Source organism: Arthrobacter sp. Y3221087, assembly GCF_059089905.1.
This window is the reverse complement of record NZ_JBNHFE010000001.1, coordinates 1,904,495-1,920,657: the sequence shown is the minus strand read 5'-3', so window position 1 is coordinate 1,920,657 and position 16,163 is coordinate 1,904,495. Positions and strand designations below refer to the sequence as shown.

Here is a 16,163-nt window from a genome sequence, read left to right as displayed (position 1 = left end):
TGCAGCCGATAGGTCTCGTTAAGGAGCATTTCCTGGGCGGGGGAGAGTTTGGGCTTCTTGCCCCGCAGGCGCCCTTTGGCTTTGGCGATCTGCATTCCTTCCCTGGTCCGAGCCCTGTTCAGATCCGATTCGAATTCGGCCACCATGGCCAGCATGTTGAAGAGCAGCCGGCCAACAGGGTCATTGGGGTCGTGGATGCTGCCGCCGATGCTCAGCTTTACCTGGCGCCGGGTGAGTTCCTCCACGATGTCGCGTGCATCAGGAAGGGAGCGGGCGAGCCGGTCAAGCTTGGTAATGACGAAGGTGTCTCCTTTCCTGCATGCCGCCAGGGCTTCCCGCAGTCCGGGGCGGGCCCTGTTGGTGCCGGTGTATCCGTGATCGACGAAGATCTGCTCGTCCTCGACGCCAAGGGCGCGGGGAGCGTTGATTGCGCGGTCAGTTCCTGTTCGGCGGTTGATACGCGGGCGTAGCCGATATGTAGTGCTGTCATGGCGCGAACTTTAGCGCTTGGGTGACCTTCAGGGTGCAGTTTCTTGGGCGGGGTATTTGCAGGGCTTTTGCTCACGACGCTGCGGAAAACTCGTGTCAGTTTCAGGAGTCGTCTGCACGGATGTCCAAAGCCGTCTGCACGGCCCGGCCCGTTGATCCACAGGCTGTCTTATATCGCCAGTGATCCGAGGCAGGACCCTCTTGCGGGACGATATTCGGACGCTTCGGAGTCCGTCAGTGATGTCCGAGGTCTACGTCTGGTCCGTCCTTGCGTCTAGCGGACTTACGGAATGCAATCAGGTTGACGGCCGCCAGGGAGAGGAATAGAGCCACAAGGAGAAAAGACCAAGCCTGAGCTTCACCATTCGCGGAAAAAGCTAAGCCAGCCCATATTGCTGCGACCACCACCCAAAGCCCCACAACGAACAGGCGCATTCGAGAATTGGGCAGTTTTTTCCTCTGCTCCGGCCGCGGCTTCGCCACACCCGCACCTCGCCTTCTCGCTTGCCCAACCCTAACTCCCAGTAGAGACGTACGGACAGCCCTAGCTAATCTGGTCCGAACTCTCAGATGTGTACCCTGGGTTCCCCCAAAGGATCCACTTCCGGGCTGCACCATGCGCCAAATACCGCTGTGAAAACGCCGCCATTTACCGCGGAAAGTCACATTTTTCGCACAGGATCACTACCGTCTCGCAAACGGTCGTTCATGATTCCTGGGGCAACAGCCGCGGGCTTCTTTCGGGACATTGCTGACAGACTAAAATTGTGAACGAACGATACGAGTGCCACCAATGAGCCGGCGTCCGCGCAAGAGACGTGTGCTGGCGGAACCTGAGAAACCGGCATTCTTAGTCGATCTTCATATGACTGTCGATTCCGCCGCGGCCCGCAATAGGGCCCTCGTTGTTGCGGATCATTCCTATCTCGGTTGGGAAGCCGGCTATGAAGCCGCCAGTGGGTGGCTCACCCAGATTGCCCCAGTGGCAGATCCGGAAAGGGTGATGAAGGTCTGGTACGACAACCTCGACCATGACGTGTGCGTATCAGGCGAGGTGGAGTACCAGGAATGGATTTGGGAGCCAGGTGACGAGACAGCGCAACGCGTGTGCTTGGAGGAGGTTGATCAGCTTGTTGAAGACTTTGCGCACGGCCGGCTTCCACGGCCCCGTCCCACTCGAGCTAACCCTGCAACCATTTTGGCGGTCGTCGTTGCCGCAGGCGTTGTGATAGCTCGATTCCGCCGCCGGCGTCGATGACTGCCGTACATTCTCCTACTTTCCGGGTAGTGCTCCATCTTGTGCAGCCCAACCAAGCTTCCGAGCCACTTAAAGATTCCTTGCCCAGCGTTCTTCCAGCTTCTACGCTCAGCGTTCTTCCTGGGCATGGTAGAGATTTTCAATAAGCTGATCTGCGTATGCGGGACCGATCTTGGGATAAAACGTCCTCAACTCCTTGACGGCGGCCTCATGTCCTTGATTGACGTGGATGGCGCGCAACCAAGTTACCTGCATGACGGACAGACGGACCCCGGCTTTAGAAACTTGATGCTGTTCCACGAGGCGCCAGATGCTGACCGCAGCCTGGGCAAGTGCCAGCAGAACAACTAGGGGCGTAAAGGCGTGATGCGGCAATGGATAAGTGAAGTACATCGCAGTCAGGAGGACCGAGAAAATCAGGGTGACAACGCCGAAATTCTGTCATCTAACCCAATCGAGGAAGCCAACGGAACGCAGCGGCGGAATTTCAGAAAGTTCCGCCTTCTCGGTCGGAACTACTGAGAGGGAAGCCGAAACTAGGAGTAAGCAAAAGAGCCAGAGGGAGGGGTTTGAGGGGTCTGCGATTTCAGGCATGGATATGATGGCGGACCCGAAGACGGCTAAAGGTAGGATCACGAGAAGTGCATCCGCTGCCTGGGCACGCATCAGTACGGTCGGTCCAGACCGTCGGTCCCAAGTCAGAATGATGCCGCCCTGAATCAGAAGCATTGCAGACAATATTGCGGTGGACAGGACCACACGGTCGCTTTCCTGCCCGGTTGAAAGGATCGCAGCTTGCCACATACCGAGGCATCCGAAGACCACCACGGCCCCACCAGCTGCGACCGACACCGGCTTGGCATTCCGCACCACCCGCATAGCGCCCTCCGATCCTCTAAGCCAGCACCCCACACACTGCTTAGCTGCATCGTAGACCCCACATGACTGGCGCGATCATTCGCAGTCGAACGTTCGCAGAGAATATACCTGCCTACACTGCGGCAGGTCCGACTAGTGCTCGTTCTCGGGGAGAACGATCCCTTTAGGCTCCTGAAACCAGTGCGAATACGATGCTCCCTACCCCGGCAAGCGCCATGAAGATACCTCCGAGACCGTAGACACGCTCGAGTGCTGGCCGATGGGACTCGTCTACCTCGAGGCCGCTTGCGGAGAAAATCCTCGCCGCCAACCCCGCGAGTGGTCGCCGGAAGATCATCCCGAGTATGCCGACAAGGGTCACTAGGCATCCGAGTACGAAGTACATGGCACCTCTAATTCCATGCGACTACTTTCTCTTCCTGAAGAAATCGCGAAGGATGAAGTAGCCAACAACTGGGATTGCGATAACAGGTATTAGGAAAAGCAGCACGATGGTTTCCGGGTTCAGCTGATACCTTTCGCTGCTTCAGCTATATGCCGGCTGTATGCGTTTAGCGACAGCCTAAACCCTGGAGTAGTACTACCACTCGCAAATTAGGGATCACCGTAGCAGTTGAACACGCTGCCTGAGCGTGTCCCGCTGGGGGTTCCCTCCGCCCTAGAGCGGCTACGCTCTAGCCATGGAACCTGGCAGGCCACGCAACGCTTGGCTGCGAATGACGGACAATATGGGCGTGACCGAGCCGGGAAAGAAACCTCCGAGTCAAAGCCCCCGCCTGCTCATGTTTTTCACTGTTCTATGGTCGCTCTCTACAGTCGTTTGGACCATTCAAGTTGTCGGTGACATTTCGAGTGGGACCCCGGAATATCTGATTAAGGCAGTCCTGGCAGTTTCCTTCCTCTCTCTTGCCATTGCTTCTTTCATGATGTGGCGAAAGTCCAAGAGGTCAGCGGCGTCTAGATAAACCTTCAACGTCCCGCTGGAGGTTCCTCGTGGACCGGCTAACGGCACGATTTTTGGGTGCCCATCCCCTGAAAGGAAGCGTGCGCCCGGGGGAACGACTACCTGTTCCTAGACAGCCAGACAACCGCCGCAAATCCCAAGAGCATGAGTAGAACTACAGCAACTTCCACAAGTTTCCCTCCTCGCAATCTCTCGGAGTCCGACTGTTGAGAGTCGAAATTGCCTTCCGGGCTTCCAGTAGTAAGTGGTCACGCCGCCATTGTCATGGGAGAAGCGTAGGTTTGGATGTCAGGTGTCAAAACCCACGGATCCTCCGGATAGGAGTCCAACTACGAAAAGTATCACTCCGGTTATGAGGATGAGCGAAGCGAACGATAGGGCGTAGATTTTCTGGAATCGATCATGTTTTGAAGGGTCCTTCTTGGGATTTCGTGCTTGGTAGCTCTTACTAAGAAGGGGCACGAGGAACTTCGTCATTACCAAAGTCAGAAGACCTAGGAGGAATATTAAAAGTCCAGCAGTTGTCATGGTCCTATTATCGGAGACCGAGTGTCGCGCCGCAGGCCTGATGGTTTCAGCAAACCGGCAGCGTCCCCCTTTAGGTTCCCAGTTGCCGCCGTGAGTGAGAGGGCGAGATAAAACCTAGGGAGCCTTGTTCATGTTGCTAAGCCACATAGTGACAAGCACGCTGGCGCTAACGACCGAGGGGACAACGACGAGCCAGATGGGGGCGGCAAGCTGACTGAGAACACCGGCCAGCAGGGCCGCGGCGATTACGGTCGCACAGGAGATCAGCAGCATCATCCGTGTGCTCTTCCTACCATCCATGCTGCTGAGTATATGATCCTATTTTTCATCGTAGGAGGGACTGTTTTCGCCAAATGCTTGGCCCGGTCGCATAAACCTATGAGCACACTCCCTATTGCCCGGCTGGTTGGTTCGCGGTTGGTACGGAGGAAACTATTTTGTAGTCCATGGCTGTGTGCCCGGTAAGTTCATTGGCGCCGAATCCAAATGCGGCGTATGTGGTGATTGTTCGTTCTCCGATGACCAGGCCGTTTGTGGGGTCGATGATGATTTCGTCCCGTTGCCCGGCTCGAAGGGCTTCAGTTCGTCCGATGGCGATCCCTGTTTTCCCATCGAAGTTTTTCTGCTCGCTGGAGTTCACACCGGGTATCAGAGCAAGCGCTTCGTAAAGTGCGGCTCGCAGGTCGGCGGGAATGAGTCCTGTCCGGAGCAGGTCAGTGATGCGTACAAAGTTGTCCTCGTCGCGGGAGGCTGAACCGCCTTGGTATTGGCTGTCAAAGTGGTCGAGGAGCGCTTGTCCTTCGCGGGGCAAAGCATCAATGTCCTTTTGGTTCATGACTGACCACGGGCTTCCGTAGAAGTTGCCGTCCGGCGCGTGGACGGTGTCTTTCTGTCCCGGCCTGGGTGAAATTCCGCCCCAGTCACGGTCGAGGACCCAGTCCTGTGTCGGGTCGCCAGGAACGTAGACGTCAATGGTCTGGGCATTCATATGGGGTGCGATGGTGTTCCCGGACACGAGCCAGTTCGCGTGGGTATGTATCAGCAGATATTCGCCGGGCGCGGGAACCGGGTCGGCAAAGGTCGTTGTCTGCACGGCTGTAGCCCGCAAGACACTTGCAGCGTGGGCGCTCTGTATGGTGACGTTTGTTTGCCCTAGAACGATGGCTCCGATGCTTGCCACGCCCATCGCCAGTACCACCCTACGGGTGCGGTGGGGCTTCCGTGCAAATCCTTGCTCGAGGGTAGACCGCGCTGGCTCCTGCTCCTGCGGCACCTTGCTCTTGTGCCTCCGGGACTGCAGCTGGGTAGGCATTTCCACGAGCTGCTTACGGAGCGCATCGCTCCGATCAGGCTGAAATTCGTAGGTCTTCATGTCGTCCTCCGTCCATGGATAACCTGGGGACCAGTCTCCTGGCCGCTTGAAACTTCGTTGTATAGATGTCCGAGCCTTGTCTTGGCTCGGCTCAGGCGGGACTTCACGGTTCCTTCAGCGACACCAAGGGCGTCGGCGGCGTCCCTGATGCTCATGCCCTCGACTACGCAAAGTGTCAGAACGTCCCGGTCTCCCGTGCGCAGCCTGGAGAATGCCTGTTTCAGGGCTGCGGCCTCGTGGTCCTGATCAGCGGCTTCGATAAATGTGTCGGCTACGTCCGGACTTGTGGCCGGCTGAGGTAACTGGTTCAGGAAGTTCCTGTACCTCCGGCGCTGACGAAGATCGTTCTTGATGGTGTAGTTGGCGGTGGCCAGCAGCCAGGCAACAATCGAGCCATTGACCACGCGGACGTACTCCCGCCGCCGCCAGGCCTCATAAAAGACCATTGCCGTGATGTCCTCAGCCCCATGTGCAGAGCCAACAAGCTTCACGCAATGATGAAACACACGATCACGATGGCGATCAAAGACGGCGCCGAAGGCCTCACCATCACCGTTCACGACGCGCTGCCACAACGCCGCGTCCGAATCTTCCCAGTCCCCGTCCATACCCCATAGTGTCCGGACCACTGCAAAGGTTCCACATTTTCCCAAAGAACTTATTTAGCGTGCTGACGGGTCGCGTCACCCGCCTAACCCTGGCGGCAAATGTCGCGCTGGAGGTTCCCCCGAACGATCCTCCGGCGGGGCCCACCCTTTTTTGTCTGGTTTCCGGGGCTGGATGTCGCCTCGGCCACAGCACGACCTTTGTCATGAGCTAACGGAGGAACCAAAGACATGAACTGTAGGCTTAGGCCGCCAGCGCTTGCGCATCTTTTCTCAAGCAATCCCGGGCCGCCCGGAAGGGATACGAGTGAAGGAACTACCCTATTTCCTCATACTTTCGATGTTCCTGTTCATGGGCTGGGCTGTGGCTTGGAGCGGAGGTTGGCCAAATGTCAGAACCGATTCGAAAACGCAACGCGCCCTGGACAAGATTCACCTCACAGCAATAGCCCTCGCAACCATAATCATGGCCTCCTTGCCCTCGTTGACCGACTTCAACGGAACCCCATTTCTGGCTTATGCGTCCGGGCTTGTATTGGCGGCCTCGCTACCTCTCTTTCCGATAAAGATGCCGTATCCGGTCAACGTCCTCATTCCAGCGAAAGGGACGCGAGCAAAGCCGCCAGCGGAGCAATTACGCTCGAGCCGGTGGCCGTTCTCATTAGCGTGGACGGTCGGCTACATACTCGGCGGATGGTACATCGCTACGATCTTTGGGCTGTACGCCCCGGCGTGACCAGAACCGAAATCGTGGAACTGATGCGGACGACAGTGCCCAGCACCGACAACCTCGGGAGATGGATGGGCAGAAATAGCACTGCTATTCGCGTAGTCCTACTCGTGCGCTCCGCGGTAGCCGCTGTTACGCTGACGCCACGACCAGCCGTCGGACGGTCGCGTCCACTTGCCGCCCGCGAAAAAAGAAATTGACCAAGTCTGGAGAGGCCATGAAACCGCTTGAAGCACGCCGGGCAATGCTCGTGTTTGCGGGGATTGGAACCTTGATGTGGGGGCTTTCGGACTAATGGAGTTGTTTTCAGACGACGCTTCCTGGCGGATGTATGCCTACTTCCTGATGACTGCAGCTTGCCTGTACATGGTCATCCGGGCTGTCCATACGATTCACCAGAGAAGGCGTTCAGAGCTGTGAGTCAGCGGCTTCCCACACGGGCGGCTGTTGATTACGTCCCGTTGGGGCTTGCTTGGCCAGTGCCGTGGCAATAGAAACGGAATCCGATATTCGTACGCGCTCTGGCCCTTGACGCACTTTTATGATGCCGTAGCTTGAACAGCTTCAAGGACGACCCGGGGGAAACTGTGGCGGAAGAGCGGCCGGCACGTATTTGGCTGGCGGTAACGCTGTGCTTAGGCGCCTGGTATTTTATCGTCGCTTGGATGACAAGGACCTTAGCTTTGAGGGACTGGAAGAGCGAGGGCAACATTTGCCTGCAGGACCTACCCGTCGGAGCCGCCGCTATTCCTCCCGAAAATCCAGGCATGATTGGTTCCCAGTACTACTTGCTCCCGGTCGGCGTGAGGTGCGATTTCCCGATGGCGGATGGGTCGGAACTCGTGGAGTTTTTTCCGAATGTGCTGGGGAACATCGTAGGACTGGTCCCTGCCGTGGTTGCACTTTGGCTGTGGGGCAGACACCACCGGCTAATCCGAGGGTCGGCGTCGGAGGACTAAAGACGTCTGCGAGGTGTCCGGTAGCGGGTTCCATGGGGGCGCAGCTGCACGTTAGTCTTCCGGCGGAGCTGATTCCACTCGCCCGGCCTCATGTTGCGGATGGATCAGCTTGATGTCGCCAGAACGTCTATTGAGGGTTTCTCATCTATCTCGAGTAACCGCCGTTCTGGTGAGTACACCTGTGGGATCGTTTGAACCATGAACCTCGTGCTAGCGATCATTGGTGTCGTAGTCGGTGTTGGTGCTGCAACATATGGTGCGATGAAGCCTAGGGTGAAAGGGGAACCTTTTGACGCGGGGCGCAAGATGTCCCTTGCCAGGATTGAGGGCAATGATTTCTCCGGCGTGGACTTTGGCGACATCGACTTCAGGTTCGGCGTTGATCTGCGTCAGCAAGTTCTGCCGACCGGACCGGACTATCTGTTTATTCCGGATGCTGCTGATGTGCTCGCGGCGGCGTATAAAGACGTCGTCACCATGGACGACCTCGATAAGCGCAAGGCCTTGATTGGCATGATCCAGGTCCGCCAGGACGCTCTTGGAGATGGGCAGCGCGATCTTTTTGAATCTAAACGACGTGTCCTTAAGTTCTTCGAGACGACTACCAAGCTTTCTTCAGCGTCATAGCAAAGCAACTTTGAAACCCAATGATTCCTTCTTTGATCAGATTGCGGAGGAAGAGAACACCTGTTGCTGAACTGGCCCGGGCAGCCTCATTATCTGTTGGAGTGGTGCCCTAAGCCGATCCAATTACGGCCGTGGGCAGGATCGCCAGAAGGGCACCCTGCCGGCTGCGCCGCATGACAACCGTGTGTGTTGATCTGCGGTCCCAGGACAGAATGAGCCAGCCAACAGAGAGTGTTCCGTTGAGAGTTCCCGGATTGAACCCGGTGGCCGAAGGCAACGTCCACTACGTTCCCCGAATGAACTGGTTACCGGACGTCGCGGTCGGGATTTTGTTGGTCGTATAATTCCCGTGATCGTCCTATGGCTTCCTTATATTGCAGGGACCAGTCCGCGAGTTGTTTGACCAGATGGGTGAGGCTGCTTCCGCGTTGGCTGAGCTCGTAGGTGACTTGGGGTGGGACGGTGGGATAGACGGTCCTGATTACGAGGCCGTCCCTTTCAAGGCGTCTGACAGTAAGTGTCAACATGCGCTGCGATATGCCATCTATGGCTCTTTGCAGTTCCCTGAAGCGCCTGCTTCCCGAGGCCAGCTCGACAATAACGAGGACCGACCACTTATCACCAATCCGGTCCAGCACGTCACGAATACCGCAGTCCGGGTGCTGAGCCTCTCCACACGGCTCAAGTACGGCGGTTACTTCCGTGTGACTCTCTAACACCAGAGTGCCTCCTTGTGCGTTTCGTCGTGGTTACCCGACGATGGGTTTGGTTATCGAAAAGTACCAGCGAAAGAGTGCACGCATTGATTCTCGTTACAGGGGCCTCAGGCCAACTCGCCACACAAGTCCTCAAACACCTTGCCGACTCCGGCACACCGGCGGTGGGCGGAACCCGAAACCCTGCAGATACCACTAAGTTCCGGACACTGGACTTCGACGACCCGGGAACTCTCGATTTGGAGGGGATCCACACGCTTGTTCTCATTTCCGCCGGCACAGCTGAGGATGACGTGGTCATCAACCGGCACGAAAACGCGATCTCTGCGGCAGAAAGAGACGGCGTCCGGCACATCATTTACACCAGCCTCGTCGAGGAGGGCGACCATCTTGGCTTCGCCCTGGCGCACCGCTGGACAGAACGGCGACTCCGGAACAGCGACACCGGATGGACTATCCTGCGAAACGGGCTGTATGCAGAACTGATCGGTCATCTTCTGGCGCCACAGAACGGCGTCATTACGGCTCCGTTCGGCAGTGGCGGAGTAGCTGCCGTTGCCCGGCAGGACCTCGCAGAAGCGGCCGCAATCGTAGCCAGGAGTCCGGATGCGCACAGCGGTAAAACCTACAACCTGGCCGGGAGCCAGGTCATAACAGGACAGGCCGTCGCCGACCGGCTGGGCGTGCACTACCGCCCCGGCACACTGGGGGAGCTAAGAAGATCCCTTGATGCAGCAGAACTCCTGCCATTTCAGCCTGCAATGCTGACCTCTATTCACTCCGCAGCCGCCCACGGATTCCTCGAAGCCACCTCCACAGACCTCAGCACTGTCCTACAAAGAGACCCAGTTGATCCCCTGACCCTGGCAGTCACAGCAGCACAAAACTGATGTAGCCCGTCGCCGCAGGCCCTACTAAAGTGGCCCCAGCATCCGTGCTTGAAACCGGCGGTAGAAGTGTCCCGTTCACAGTTCGTCGTTTGGTTCTTTCTACTTGGAAGAGCAAGCCTGACCTAGCGGTCCGGCACCTGCCGATGGAGGATCGGCTTATGGGCGGGCAGGCGCGTCATCGGTATCGGTCATACCCCAGGAGACATAATCGTGAGTTCCCCGCTGCCTAAGAACGCAGCCACACAGTTAGCAACGCGGAGGGCGTAGGCTTCAGATGCTCCTGACTCAAGCCGGAATCCAAGTCTGGAGGTCGGCATGTCCGCACTTTGTACAGCTATTTCCACGCTGGGATCGTCTTCGCACTTATCAAGAGATGAAAAGACAGGGTAGCTCACGCCCACGCCCCACCGGTCGTCGGTAGAAGCAGTACGTGGATAGTCCGCTGGATCGGAGGGTGCAGCGCACGCGGCCAGCAACGCAACAACGAGCATAGGCGCCAAAGGTCGCTTTCCCATCGTGCTCCCAAACTCTTGGTTCTGCATCAATCGTGGCATTTCGATCGTATCTGCCGGAAGGCGAAGCAGGGTCAAACGGATAGGCGGCGGGGGTACCTGAGGGAGGATCCTTTACTCGACATGAAGAGCTAGTCTCACTTCATGAAGCGTCGGTGGGTACTCCTCGTTGCAGTCGGCATGAGTATCGCAGTGTTGACTGCTGTCATTGGCGGCATGTCTCGGGATCCCCGGGTGTGCCCGGCCATTGGCTATGCCTACACAGGTCCGGTGGAGCTGGTCTTCTCAACTCCACCGGCGTCAGTTGCAGCTTGTTTTGGGGAAGGGTGCACCCCGCAGGCGGTGGCACAGAATGATGAGAGGAAGTGGCTGGTACCGCAATCCGCGCCCTACCTGAACGAGCCCGTCAGCGTCACTTCAATCCATGTTGAAGCGACAGCTGCGCTCGGCGGCCGTACAGCGGTTGACTTGCCAGTAGAAACGGAATCCACCGGAGAACATCCGTTCGGGGTCGGATGCGGGGGGCCTTTCAAATTCAAGCCCGTGCCGGTCATTCTTAGCTGAAGACCGGAGTGACTTCTGCGCTGGTTCGCGACAGGGCGGCGTCGCGTGATGACGGATCTCCTTGTGGGCTGGCCATGCGCCAAATAGCGCCGCCAAAACACTGCCACTCATCGCCCAAAGTCACACAACATTCCCTGGAGGCGTGCCGACCATCGGTCAAAAACGATTGTTATTGAACGGCGCTGTCAAGAAGCTCAAGATTCAAACAATAAGCGGCCAAGATGGAGAAAATCCTTCCGCGTCATCACGCGGCCTTTCTAGAGTGGCCATAGCAATACAGACCAGGACGTTCCTCGGAACTAGCTCGTGTCTTTGGTGCAGGCTACGTGCTGATCTGCGTCTGGTTCGTTGCCTTCTTGACTACTTTCGCGTTCGGTATCAGGGGTGAGGGATGAATATTTTCCGGTTCATTTCCCGGCTGCCGCAGCCGTTGAAGGCGCTCTACATTCTCTTCATCGCCGTTTTCATCGTGGGAATCATCCCGGTCCTGCTGCACGTCCCCCAGGCTTCCCGATGGATGTCAGGCGGAATCGGTACAGCGGGCCTGCTCCTGGGGCTGTGCCTCGTCATCAACGTGAACAATTCTGCGGAAGGACTGGCCGGAGCAGTCGCGGAAGAGAAACCCATGGGGGTCGACTACTCCGCATCCTTCATGGCAAAGCCGGTCTTCGCCCGGATCTTCGGCCTGATGTTTGTAGTAGTCGGGGCTAGCTTCATCGCGAGCAGCCTCATGGGGAACTGAACCGTCACAGCAGGATGAAGACCGCTTCTGACACCAGCGAAGGACACCGGAGCCCGTGAGAAGCACCAGACCGGAACAGAGGGACATATGAACCATCGCTTCAAAGGATGGACGTCGGATTGGGTTCATCCCGTCGTGAAACGCGGCACCATCTATTGGACCGCTCAAGCTATCGGGTTCACCGGGGCTGCTGTCTTCTTCATCTTCTTTGCGCTGCTGAATCCCACCGTTGAACGTCTGTGGTGGGCTGGCCTGGCTGGAATTGCCGCAGTCCTCGCTTGGTTCTTTTCCAGGAAGATGATCAACGACCTTCAACACGAGTTCCGATATGGAGAGGACGACAGCGCCACAGATCAAAGTTGATGATCATGCACAGGATCACACCGCTTGCCTCTTGCTGGGGCAATGATGGACGAAACTGTCGCGCTAGAGGTTACGGTAACTGCAATTCCCAATGCAGAATGCCGTCTGTCACCGTGGGCCGTGAGGAGAAGGTTGCCTGTCCTGTGCGCAGGCTGGTGAGCGTCTCATGAAGAAGCATTTCAGTGGACGGCCAGATGGCCGGGCGCCAATCGGCCGCGTCCTTGAAATACTCGCTGACGCAGCCGTGCTTCCTCCCTGATCTGAGATCGACGAACAAGTAGTCGCCGGCGTTGTTGTCTGCGATGGGCAGGAATGGGGCGATAAAGATCCAGGCGCGGGTACCTGCCTCGTCAGCTTCAGCACTTGCTGGGTCGTAGGGTTTGTGGGGTTCTGGCGTGGGGACCCTGCTGTGGGCTTCGCTGACCGCCCGTAGGTTTAGGTGCAGCGGGGAGCTTTGCTGCCGTTCAAATTCTTCGTTCATTTGTGCCCCGACTTGGGCCCAGATGTCCAGCATCATTTGCCGGGTCTTCTTGGCTTCTTCTAAGGGGAGCGGCCGGTAGCGAGGGAAGATGGACCCGGCTGTTGATGGTTCCGTGCCGTCGAAGAGCCGGTACAGGATCGACAAGTCATTGGACCACCCGTTTGGCGCGGCTTGTTCAAGTGGACGAATTAGAGGTTCCGGTGCCGGTGGTCGGATGGTTCTGGCAGTTACGGGTGCGTTGATGTTGAGCCAGCTGACGATGTCTGTCCAGAGTTCTTGTGTCCCCATGCGGCGAATTTACGCTCTCTAGGTGCCGCTGGGCTACAGCCCTACCTAAGATGCCGTAGAGGAAGGCGCCTGCACGCCGGAGCCGGCGCAATACGCTAGCTAACCTTCTGCGAATGCCCCGTCCAGCTTTACTTCTTACTTGCGCCCCGCGGCTTTGATGAACGCGCTGCCAGCCAGCTCTACTGGCGGCTTTCTTCCCTGAGCGGCCTCAGGTGCCGTGGAATCTCTTCATTTGCCAGGTTGGGGAACGTGCACGTGAACTCGCCCCGGTACCCGAACAGGAACCCCGCTACCGGGTTCCTCACCTGCATTTGGATCGTGTAAACGCCACGCTCATCATCAAAGCCTTCATGGAGGTCTGCGGTACCCGTGAGGACCGCAGGGAAAGTGAAGCCCACGAAGCCTTCGTAGAACCGCTGGGCCGTGGACTGCAGATGCAAAGAGCCGTCAGCCGTGACCTCCAGGTTGAGATCGGTGGCCAAATGCTGGTGCGTTCCAAGGTAATCCACAATAGATCCACGCTGAAGGCTGTAAATCATGGTGGCATCGAAGCGGCGTCTCTTGGATCGGGACAGTTCGAGGGTCCTCACGAAGGTAACCGTTGGCCTGCCGAGACCGTCAATATAGGGATAGTTCTCGATCGTGAAGGGAATGTCAGGGCCTTGGTCGGGAAAGAGGATGTTGCGGTAGGCGCCCAGTCGGAGGAATGGAATTGTCCACCATGCGCCACGGCGGACTTCAAAGAAAACCCCACGCCCTACGCAGGCATATCCGCTGTCGACATCCACACCGAAGCGCTTTTGCAACATGGGGTGCAACTTCTGAAAGTCCTGGCCCAGTGCCAGCTGAAAAATCGAGGTCACAGCTATTCCTCCCTCATTCCTGATTCGCTGGGGATGTCCGTGACGAGGGTGCCGGTAGCCCGCTCAGGGCGGATGGAGCACGTCCAGAGCGGGCATCCGGAGCCGCCCGGCGGCAACGTCGCGCCCGAGGTACTGTTCGGTGCGCCGGGAGAGCGGTGAGCGTCAATAGCGCTGCAGCACCCATAAAGGCCCAGTCTGCATTCCTGCCGAGAAGGGCTTTTTGGAGCAGCACTCCGGCGACCAAGACACTTGCGGCTCTCGCTGCGCCGTCCATGATCCAGCGGTTTCGGGCATCGCCGGGATCGAGCTCCGATTCCGCCCAGAGCCGCAGGCGGTCAAAGCTGAGGGCAGTGGCCCATCCCAAAGCGGGTCTGATCAGCCCGGCGTCGAGGGCCCTACCGACGATTCCCATTCCCGGCCGATAGTTGTAGCCGGTGATGAACCGCACCCCAGTATCTGTGGGGATGTAGCGCCAGTACCCCGATCCTGCCCCGATGGGAGACAAGGCGTCCGACGTATCAAACTTGAGCACCGAAGTTGCCTGTCCATCCTTGCGATAGCGGTGTCCCAAAGATGTCCCGGTCCCGCGGATGGTGTGCAACGGCAGCCGGAACTCGTAGCGAAAATGAACGGGCCCCTGCTCGTCGCCGGCAATCGGAACGATGCGCGAAAAGCGCAGGTCCCAGCGGGAATGGAGTGCCGGGTCCTGGCTTAAACTCCACACCCGGTCCACTGAGGCCCGAATGCCAATTTCAACGTAGATTGGCCTGTGCTTGCCCGAGCCTTCCCCCATTATGCTTTTCCCCATTTGAGAAGCATAAAAGGCAGTCGAGCGGGAAACGCGGAATGTGGCCCAGTTAGGGCGTGATCGTCAGAGTTTCCACGGGCATTACGCAGGACGCCCGTACAAGATCCGCAGCCCCGCCCACCCTGTTGTTCTTGCCTGTGTCATCGCACCAGTCGATCGCGTAGGGCATTGCGGTCACCGTCGCCTCGCCAACACGCATATCTGCAGGAACCGTGAAAACATACGAAAACTGTCCTCCGTCGCTCATCGGAGCCGTTGTATTGATGACTTCGACCCCTTCAGCGTCGGTGATGATTAACTGAACCCGGGCATCAGTTCCATAGCGCGGATTACACTTTGCTGCGGGTGCGGAGACGGTTACGGTCGCTCCCGGGTTTCGCGCTGTCGGGAGCAACCGTGTAGGCGGGCGGGAAGCATGGAGGCTCGCTGGTGGTGGAGGGACTGCACGCGGCGCCGCCCAGAACCGCGGCAACGAAGGCGGAACGCACTCCCGCCGGCAAGGCCGGACGGATAGACAGCTTCATCTCCCCAGTGTGGGGCAGACGGAACGACGGGAACAGGACTGAACTATGCAGACAGACAGCGGCTGGGTGGACGTGCCTCACGCCCGGATCTACTGGGAAGCCACGGGAAGTCCTGACGGCATTCCTGTCCTGTACCTGCACGGCGGGCCCGGTTCCTCACTCGGCCAGGGCGGCTACCGGAAACGCCACGACCCGCGCCGCTTCCGCACGGTAGGACTGGACCAGCGCGGTTGCGGCCGCAGCACCCCGGCAGCCTATGAAGACCTTGACCACCTGCACGACAACACAACCCAGTCCCTGATCGAGGACATCGAGGCGGTCAGGGAGCACCTGGGCGTCAAACAGTGGATTGTCACCGGCGCATCCTGGGGCAGCACACTGGCCCTTGCCTACGCGCTGGAGCACCCCGGACGCGTCCTGGGCATCGCCCTGGTGGCGGTGACGACAACCAGCCGGGAAGAGATCACCTGGATCACGGAAGGCGTGGGGCGGATCTTTCCCGAAGCGTGGGCGGACTTCGCCGAGGACGCGCACGTGGCACCGGGCGAACGCCTCGTCGAAGCCTACGCCCGCCGGCTGGCGGGACGGGACAGCGACGACGCGCGGCTGGCCGCCGCCTCCTGGGACCGCTGGGAATCGACTCACATTTCGCTGGACCCCCACTGGCTGCCAGGCCAGCGGTTCGACGACGAGGGGGAGCGGATGACGTTCGCGCTCCTGGTCACGCACTACTGGGCCAATGACGGCTTCCTGGCGGACGGCCAGGAGATCATGGCCCGCGCGCACCGGCTCAACGGCATCCCCGGGCATCTGATCCACGGCCGGCGGGACATCAGCGGCCCCGCCGTCACCGCCTGGCGGCTGCACCGCCGCTGGACATCAAGCCGGCTGGTCATCGTCGAGGAGGAAGGGCACGGCGGCCCGGCGTCGATGGCCGCACTCACGCAGGCAGTCGAGGACATTGCCGCAACACTGTGAGCCAGCACCCGGCAAAACACCGA

Annotated in this window: 14 protein-coding genes and 1 pseudogene; 6 read left to right on the top strand and 9 right to left on the bottom strand. The window is 58.5% G+C overall.

Annotated features, from left to right (window positions below; translation table 11 throughout):
- Positions 1 to 5: 5 nt before the first annotated feature.
- The 5 genes and pseudogenes from AC5RUO_RS09180 to AC5RUO_RS09160 form a co-directional block, all read right to left on the bottom strand.
- Positions 6 to 490 (bottom strand): annotated as a pseudogene (locus AC5RUO_RS09180) (recombinase family protein); the annotation flags it as partial.
- Positions 491 to 1,855: 1,365 nt separating this feature from the next.
- A complete protein-coding gene (locus tag AC5RUO_RS09175; RefSeq protein WP_494103309.1) occupies positions 1,856 to 2,140 on the bottom strand; it encodes a hypothetical protein in 285 nt (94 codons plus the stop codon).
- Positions 2,141 to 4,232: 2,092 nt separating this feature from the next.
- Positions 4,233 to 4,418 (bottom strand): hypothetical protein, encoded by a 186-nt coding sequence (locus AC5RUO_RS09170; RefSeq protein ID WP_494103308.1) that lies wholly within the window; start codon positions 4,416 to 4,418, stop codon positions 4,233 to 4,235.
- 91 nt (positions 4,419 to 4,509) lie between these two features.
- Positions 4,510 to 5,490, bottom strand: a complete 981-nt coding sequence (locus AC5RUO_RS09165; protein WP_494103307.1) for a hypothetical protein — start codon at positions 5,488 to 5,490, stop codon at positions 4,510 to 4,512.
- Positions 5,487 to 6,098, bottom strand: a complete 612-nt coding sequence (locus AC5RUO_RS09160) for an RNA polymerase sigma factor (RefSeq protein WP_494103306.1) — start codon at positions 6,096 to 6,098, stop codon at positions 5,487 to 5,489. The genes AC5RUO_RS09165 and AC5RUO_RS09160 overlap by 4 nt, the downstream gene beginning before the upstream one ends.
- A gap of 304 nt (positions 6,099 to 6,402) precedes the next feature.
- On the opposite strand from AC5RUO_RS09160, the gene AC5RUO_RS09155 reads away from it, so the two are divergent.
- Positions 6,403 to 6,831, top strand: a complete 429-nt coding sequence (locus AC5RUO_RS09155) for a hypothetical protein (RefSeq protein ID WP_494009106.1) — start codon at positions 6,403 to 6,405, stop codon at positions 6,829 to 6,831.
- Between the two features lie 1,151 nt (positions 6,832 to 7,982).
- Complete coding sequence (locus AC5RUO_RS09150; protein WP_494103305.1) at positions 7,983 to 8,411, top strand: hypothetical protein; 429 nt, start codon at positions 7,983 to 7,985, stop codon at positions 8,409 to 8,411.
- Between the two features lie 305 nt (positions 8,412 to 8,716).
- Here the strand turns inward: AC5RUO_RS09150 and AC5RUO_RS09145 are convergent, their stop codons facing one another.
- On the bottom strand, positions 8,717 to 9,049 hold the full coding sequence (locus AC5RUO_RS09145; protein WP_494103398.1) for a winged helix-turn-helix transcriptional regulator: 333 nt from the start codon (positions 9,047 to 9,049) through the stop codon (positions 8,717 to 8,719).
- Between the two features lie 164 nt (positions 9,050 to 9,213).
- On the opposite strand from AC5RUO_RS09145, the gene AC5RUO_RS09140 reads away from it, so the two are divergent.
- The 3 genes from AC5RUO_RS09140 (at position 9,214) to AC5RUO_RS09130 (ending at position 12,198) form a co-directional block, all read left to right on the top strand.
- Positions 9,214 to 10,017 carry an NAD(P)H-binding protein gene (locus tag AC5RUO_RS09140; RefSeq protein WP_494103304.1) on the top strand — a complete coding sequence of 268 codons (804 nt, stop codon included), beginning with the start codon at positions 9,214 to 9,216 and terminating at the stop codon, positions 10,015 to 10,017.
- Positions 10,018 to 11,484: 1,467 nt separating this feature from the next.
- A complete protein-coding gene (locus AC5RUO_RS09135; protein WP_494103303.1) occupies positions 11,485 to 11,835 on the top strand; it encodes a hypothetical protein in 351 nt (116 codons plus the stop codon).
- An 87-nt stretch (positions 11,836 to 11,922) separates the two neighbouring features.
- Positions 11,923 to 12,198, top strand: coding sequence for a hypothetical protein (locus tag AC5RUO_RS09130; protein WP_494103302.1), 276 nt, complete (start codon positions 11,923 to 11,925; stop codon positions 12,196 to 12,198).
- A gap of 70 nt (positions 12,199 to 12,268) precedes the next feature.
- Here the strand turns inward: AC5RUO_RS09130 and AC5RUO_RS09125 are convergent, their stop codons facing one another.
- From AC5RUO_RS09125 to AC5RUO_RS09115, 3 genes are all read right to left on the bottom strand, one after another.
- Positions 12,269 to 12,967 carry an SMI1/KNR4 family protein gene (locus AC5RUO_RS09125; protein ID WP_494103301.1) on the bottom strand — a complete coding sequence of 233 codons (699 nt, stop codon included), beginning with the start codon at positions 12,965 to 12,967 and terminating at the stop codon, positions 12,269 to 12,271.
- Between the two features lie 179 nt (positions 12,968 to 13,146).
- A complete protein-coding gene (locus tag AC5RUO_RS09120) occupies positions 13,147 to 13,830 on the bottom strand; it encodes a DUF4166 domain-containing protein (RefSeq protein WP_494103300.1) in 684 nt (227 codons plus the stop codon).
- A 13-nt stretch (positions 13,831 to 13,843) separates the two neighbouring features.
- Positions 13,844 to 14,623, bottom strand: a complete 780-nt coding sequence (locus tag AC5RUO_RS09115; protein WP_494103397.1) for an SRPBCC family protein — start codon at positions 14,621 to 14,623, stop codon at positions 13,844 to 13,846.
- A gap of 584 nt (positions 14,624 to 15,207) precedes the next feature.
- Here AC5RUO_RS09115 and AC5RUO_RS09110 point away from each other — a divergent pair.
- Complete coding sequence (locus AC5RUO_RS09110) at positions 15,208 to 16,140, top strand: alpha/beta fold hydrolase (protein ID WP_494103299.1); 933 nt, start codon at positions 15,208 to 15,210, stop codon at positions 16,138 to 16,140.
- The last annotated feature ends 23 nt before the right edge of the window (positions 16,141 to 16,163 follow it).